Here is a 446-nt window from a genome sequence, read left to right on the forward strand (position 1 = left end):
TTACCAAATGGCAAAGTAGTGACAGTAGACGTACCAGTGAATGTAACACCAATTACACCAATTGAAACACCAGTCACAACAGCTAAATTGACTCCAGAGGATATTTTAAAACAAATCAAAGTACCAGAAGGAGCAACAACTAAGGTAGAAAACATTCCAGACTTAACAACGCCTGGTAAGAAGGATCCTGTAAAAGTAACGATTACATTACCAAATGGCAAAGTAGTGACAGTAGACGTACCAGTAACAGTAACACCAGTTAAGGAAATCGAGACACCAGTAACAACCACACCATTAACACCGGACGATTATACTAAAGGAATTAAGATTCCAGAAGGTGGTAAGGTTACTAAGGTTGAAAACATTCCAGATTTAACAACACCTGGAGAAAAAACTCCTGTAAAAGTCACGATTACATTACCAAATGGCAAAGTAGTGACAGTAGA

1 protein-coding gene is annotated in these 446 nt (G+C 38.1%); it reads left to right on the forward strand.

Annotation, left to right across the window (positions count from 1 at the left end; genetic code table 11):
- Positions 1 to 446: Rib/alpha-like domain-containing protein (locus JQ843_RS01300; RefSeq protein ID WP_274380304.1), on the forward strand; the 446-nt coding region annotated here is incomplete at both ends.

Origin of the sequence: Streptococcus mitis, from assembly GCF_905187495.1 — a bacterium.
Lineage (GTDB): Bacteria > Bacillota > Bacilli > Lactobacillales > Streptococcaceae > Streptococcus > Streptococcus mitis_CU.